Origin of the sequence: Chelatococcus composti (genome assembly GCF_014201415.1) — a bacterium.
GTDB lineage: Bacteria > Pseudomonadota > Alphaproteobacteria > Rhizobiales > Beijerinckiaceae > Chelatococcus_A > Chelatococcus_A composti.
The window spans coordinates 1-4,531 of the sequence record NZ_JACHEH010000020.1; the positions used below are offsets into that span (position 1 = coordinate 1).

6 protein-coding genes are annotated in these 4,531 nt (G+C 58.2%); 5 read left to right on the top strand and 1 reads right to left on the bottom strand.

Annotated features, from left to right (window positions below; genetic code table 11):
• From HNQ73_RS17735 to HNQ73_RS17750, 4 genes are all read left to right on the top strand, one after another.
• Positions 1-369 (top strand): restriction endonuclease subunit S domain-containing protein (locus HNQ73_RS17735; protein ID WP_477099932.1); only part of this gene is annotated, 369 nt, incomplete at its 5' end.
• Positions 370-387: 18 nt separating this feature from the next.
• Positions 388-2,688 carry an AAA family ATPase gene (locus HNQ73_RS17740; RefSeq protein ID WP_183336748.1) on the top strand — a complete coding sequence of 767 codons (2,301 nt, stop codon included), beginning with the start codon at positions 388-390 and terminating at the stop codon, positions 2,686-2,688.
• A gap of 258 nt (positions 2,689-2,946) precedes the next feature.
• Positions 2,947-3,228: a helix-turn-helix domain-containing protein gene (locus HNQ73_RS17745; RefSeq protein ID WP_183336750.1), complete on the top strand. Its 282-nt coding sequence runs from the start codon at positions 2,947-2,949 to the stop codon at positions 3,226-3,228.
• Positions 3,229-3,238: 10 nt separating this feature from the next.
• A complete protein-coding gene (locus HNQ73_RS17750; RefSeq protein WP_210305402.1) occupies positions 3,239-3,514 on the top strand; it encodes a helix-turn-helix domain-containing transcriptional regulator in 276 nt (91 codons plus the stop codon).
• Here HNQ73_RS17750 and HNQ73_RS17755 read toward each other — a convergent pair whose 3' ends face one another.
• The gene (locus tag HNQ73_RS17755; protein ID WP_183336752.1) at positions 3,515-3,871 is read right to left on the bottom strand and encodes a plasmid mobilization protein; all 357 of its coding nucleotides are present in this window, start codon (positions 3,869-3,871) and stop codon (positions 3,515-3,517) included.
• 335 nt (positions 3,872-4,206) lie between these two features.
• Between HNQ73_RS17755 and HNQ73_RS18260 the strand changes: the two genes are divergently transcribed.
• Entirely contained in the window at positions 4,207-4,410 is a 204-nt protein-coding gene (locus HNQ73_RS18260; RefSeq protein ID WP_183336754.1) for a TraK family protein, read from the top strand.
• Positions 4,411-4,531 lie beyond the last annotated feature (121 nt).

Consider the following 4,531-nt stretch of genomic DNA (forward strand, 5'->3'; position numbering starts at 1 on the left):
TTCGAGGCTGTCGTTGTCACGACCGGGCGCGTTCCGCTTGCCGGGGAGAGGCCGTTCGTACCGGATCACAAGGTTTATTTCGCGGATTTCGACGACGAAAATACTTCCTATTTTGTCTGCGCTATGCTCAATTCAGCAATGGTGAAGGAATATATAGAAAGTCACACCATCCAGATTCAGGTCAGCAACATATTCAAACACATGAGCATCCCTCGCTTTAAAGCGGCCGATGCACGACATACGAAGATCGTGGACTTGTGTAAGAAGGCTCATCTCGCAAAGAACGATGCTTCGCGCGCGGAAATTCTTGATGAAATGAACAAACTATCGGAAGAAGTGCTCACAGGGAAGAAAGCCACGAAGGGCTAAAGGGAAGGTCGGGGGCGTATGCCGGCACTTCAGAAGATCATCGATATCCAAAAGGTCGGGCGCTTTGAGAAACTGAACGTACCCGGCAGCCTCCGCTTCTCCCCGGTTGCGCTCGTCTTCGGTGAAAATGGCTGGGGCAAATCCACGCTCGCCGACATACTGCGGTCGCTCACCCGCAATCAGCCTGACATCATCCGTGGCCGGGAGACGCTGGCGACCGGCGGCCGGCAGAAAGTCATCCTGTTGGTGGATGGGCAGCAATCCGCCTTCGACGGTTCTGCCTGGACCGGACCGCGCCCACGGATCGCCGTGTTCGATCAGGTCTTCATCAACGAAAACGTCTACTCTGGCGACTCCGTCTCTCACGACCATTTGAAACGCCAATACGGTCTTGTCGTTGGCGCTGAAGGCGTGGCGCTGATCGGGCAGATTCAAACAGTCGATAAAGAACTGAAGGAAGTCGGGCAGTTGCTGAAAGAGAAGGAGGGCGTCCTTCAGGCGACGGCCGCCACTTTGGGCCTGCCGCGCATGAGCGCCAGCGACTTCGCCGGCCTCGCTCGCCTTGAGGACGCCGACAACGTCATCGCCGAAAAGGAAAGAGAGGTTCGGCGGGCGACCGAGAAGGAACAAATCCGCACCGCCAACCTGCCGCAGCCCTTGCCGGTGCCGACATCCGCCGCCGATTTGACGGCCGCGCTGGTGCAGTCGGTCGATGGCGTTGCCGCCGACCTGCACCGCCGGCTTCAGGACCACATCGCTCGGCACGCGGCGGGGCGCGATGCGCCGCCGCATGAAGCGTGGCTCGAAGCCGGGCTCGCCTTCGACGACACGCAGGGCTGCCCGTATTGCGGCCAGGAACTGCGAGACCGCAGCCTGATCGACCTATACCGCGATTATTTCAGCGCAGCCTATAAAGCCCTTGCCGCCGAGGTAAAGCAACGGCGGCAAACGTTGGAGCGTTACAGGCGCGGGGAGTTCCGTCTGGCCATCGGCACCAGGACGGACGCCAATCGCGCTGCCATCGGGAATCTGAAGACGCTGACGGGCGAGGGTTGCGAAGCCACGCTCGACATCGAAGCCCTATCGGATGCGATGGATACCACCGCCGCCGCCCTTGATCGCGTCTTTCAGCAGAAGCAGCAGGATTTGATTACACCCGTGGCGGCGGACGAATATGAAAACCTCTCGCACCAATGGGACGGCGGACGCGCCGCGATTGTCGCCTACAATCACGAGATTGCTTCCTATGGCGAGCGCATTGAGGGCCTCCGCTGCGCGCAGGCCGGCGTGAACCTTGACTCCGTCAAGAACGAGTTGGCCGTGCTACAGGCGCGAAGAAAGCGTTACGAGGCCAACACAGCCGCCATCGTCGCCGACCGGCAAACTCTTATGGACCGCCAGAAGGCGCTGAAAGACAGCAAGGACGGGTTGCGCGACCAACTGACCGCCCACACCAAGCGCGTGACCGAAGGGCTGGGAGCGACGATCAACGCCTATCTCGACCGGCTCGGCGCGGGTTTTCAGATCGACTATCAGCCGCCGAATTACCGGGGGAAAGAACCGGCCGCCGAGTATGCGATCCTCATCAATAGGACCCCCGTGCCGCCGCGCGCGGACGACATTGCCGGGCCGAGTTTCAAGAATACGCTCTCGAGCGGCGACAAGTCCGTGCTGGCCCTGGCCCTTTTTCTCGCCACCGTGAACACGGACCCGCATCTCACGGAAACGATCGTCGTTCTCGACGATCCGTTCACCAGCATGGACGAGTTTCGGCGTACCTTCACCGTGAACGAAATCAACAAGCTCACGAACCGGGCGGCGCAGGTGTTCGTGTTCTCGCACGAGTTGGGCTTTCTGCGCCTGCTGTGGGATCGCATCGATCAGGGCAAGATCACATCATGCGCCATCCAGACCGGCGCACCCGGCATGGCGAGCCTAGCAACCTTTGATCTTGAACAAGCAACCCGTCCCCGCAACGAAACCGAACGCATGAAGATGATTCAGTTCATCGACGCGACCGAGGGCGATCCGGCCGAGATACGCGCGCTGCTGCGCAAGGTGTTAGAGCATTTTTATCGTAATGGTGATCCGGAGCTTTTCCATGCCGACGAAATGCTCGACGGAATTATCCGGAAGATCGAGGGTGCTCCGACTGAATACCGATACAAAAGAGCACTTGATCAATTAAAGGACATCAACTTTTACACCCGCAACTTTCACCACGCACCAGTGCCGGGCGGCGTGACTGAGAACACACAGGTCGAAGAATTGAAGACTTACTGCCGCCGCGTCCGCGATCTGACGCGAGGCACCCCATGAACGCCTTCCGACAAACGCAAACCTAACTGGGGTCGTCACCTGGACGATTCCCATTGAACGGTGGGTGATCTGCTTCCACCTTGGCGGCAGCGACGGACGTCCGGGCCAGCGTTAGCGATTACACGTGCCGATCACGACTTTGGATTGTACAATCCAAACACCGGCATTTGCAGGATTATACAAAAATTTGTATAGTTTGCTGGATATGATTTGGTTCGGTTTAAATTCCTAGCCTGATCAAGCATAGGAACAAGCTCAATGAGCAAAGAGACTTTTGCCAGCGTGTCGGACGCCATCGAGGACACGGCCGCCGAAGCGGAGAACATGAAACTCCGCTCGGCGCTGATGATGGCGCTTGAACAGCATATCCGCGGTAAGGGCTGGACCCAAACCCAAGCGGCCCGCCGGCTCGGTGTGACACAACCCCGTGTGTCCGATCTGCTGCGCGGGAAAATCGACCTGTTCGCGCTCGACACGCTCGTCAACATGATGGCCACTGCTGGTCTGCACGTCGAAATGCGCGTGCTGGAATCCACTTGAGAGGTTGCACATGGCCGAGACGCGTAACCGCACCACGCGCAACGCAATGGCCGAACTGGAAGCCGGTAAGGGTGAGCCGTTCGACGTGGCGGAGCTAGGCAGGGAAGTGAAATTCCGGCGCTATGACGTAGTGAACTACCTCCAGACCGAGGATGACATTGCGGCCTATCTCGATGCCGTGATGGAGGACGGCGACCCGGCGCTGATCGCGGCGGCGCTTGGAGACGTTGCCCGCGCGCGTGCTCAAATTGCGACAAAAGCTGATTCCGATCACCAGTCTCAGTAGCTATTTCAGTGCAGCACGCATAATGGCCGATAGCTCTGTCTGCATGGTGCGGAAATCGGCCATCATCTTCTCAACGTCGATGGGCCGCGCGCCCTGCCCGCGCTTCTCTGCCAGCCAGAGTTTTAGCAGCCCGGCCACTCGGCCGAGGTCGCCGTTCACCCGCCCAAGGTCCGCCACAGCCTTTAAGTCGTAGACCGATCTGATGCGATGATTGAGGGCGGCGGATCGCAGATAGTCGGAATACGTTAATCCAACGCTTTTGGCGCGTGTCTCGATCTCGCACGCTTCTTCTGCCGTAACGCGAAAGCGCATGGTGCGGTCGCGCCGCCCAGACTCCCATTTGGTGCCATCATCCATCGGGCGTTTGCCCTCCTTTCGTGTTCTGTCGCGGCAGCGACCGTGCGCCTCGCAGAGCAAGATGCCGTCGAGCCAAAGGCGAGTAAGGGCCGGTGTTTGTGGCTGCGCGGCTCCGCCGTGTAGCTACAAACACATATCTTGCCGTCCTCTTCTCTGCAATCTTACGCAACTATACGCGAAAGCGTCTTTCTCCGTACAGTCTCTCGCGCTCATTTGCGCTAATTCGCATATATTTGCGCTAAGTTGCGCATCTTCGCATATGGCGGTAGCATTGCTTATGCAATTTAATGCGCATTTGCGCGATTTAGCGCGAACTCAGATAAGGAGCCGTCCCTATGGCTGAAGCACCAAAAAAATCCTCACGGGGCGCTGGTCGTGTGGCGTTCTTGGCTCGCCTCGATAGCATCCGGAAAATGGTCGAGGAGGGCTATCCGGTGGTTCTGATCTACGAACAGCACGGCGAAGGAATGGGGATCAGCTATAGTCAGTTTGCCCGTTATGTAGCCCGGTACGTTCAACCGCCTTCGCCGCGAGCGTAGGTGGCTAAACCACACATCGGACCTTTGCCGATAGGTCGAAATGCGGCAAAATTGTCTATGAAGCTAAATCCTGACTGAGGATTCCTGATGGCACGAAAAAACCTCGTTGACCGCCGGATTG